This window comes from Coprococcus sp. AM11-30B, from assembly GCF_027674365.1.
In the GTDB taxonomy this organism is placed as follows: domain Bacteria; phylum Bacillota; class Clostridia; order Lachnospirales; family Lachnospiraceae; genus Allocoprococcus; species Allocoprococcus comes.
On the sequence record NZ_JAQDVB010000018.1, the window covers coordinates 88442 to 89063 of the forward strand.

At 36.8% G+C, this 622-nt stretch carries 1 protein-coding gene; it reads left to right on the top strand.

The annotated features are described in order from the left end of the window. Nucleotides 1-46: 46 nt before the first annotated feature. A complete protein-coding gene (locus tag PGU50_RS12810; protein WP_055264514.1) occupies nucleotides 47-565 on the top strand; it encodes a ClbS/DfsB family four-helix bundle protein in 519 nt (172 codons plus the stop codon). Nucleotides 566-622 lie beyond the last annotated feature (57 nt).

Consider the following 622-nt stretch of genomic DNA (forward strand, 5'->3'; position numbering starts at 1 on the left):
ATCCTTTTTTTGAAACTGGAAAATCGGAAGCTGAGGAGATAGACTATTGAGAACATATGAGAATAAAGACGAGCTTAAAAACGAGATAAATAAAAGCTTTGCAAAGTATATTTCAGAATTTAATGATATTCCGGAGCATTTAAAAGATAAGAGAATTGATGAGGTCGATCGAACTCCGGCAGAAAATCTTGCTTATCAGGTTGGCTGGACAACTCTTGTTATTAAATGGGAATCAGACGAAAGAAAGGGTATTCCTGTCAAAACTCCTTCGGATAATTTTAAGTGGAATCAGCTTGGCGAATTATATCAATGGTTCACAGATACATATGCTCAGCTGTCACTGCAAGAATTGAAAGACAGATTGAATGAGAATATCAACTCTATTTATGTAATGATTGATTCTCTGAGTGAGGAAGAATTATTTAAACCACATATGAGAAAATGGGCTGACGAAGCAACTAAAACAGCTGTCTGGGAAGTATACAAATTCATACATGTTAATACAGTTGCTCCGTTCGGAACCTTTAGAACCAAGATTAGAAAATGGAAAAAGATTGCACTATAACTTCCAGTTGTGCGCCCAGCTAAGGGTGTGTAGTCAAGCCGGTGGAATTCCGGTTTA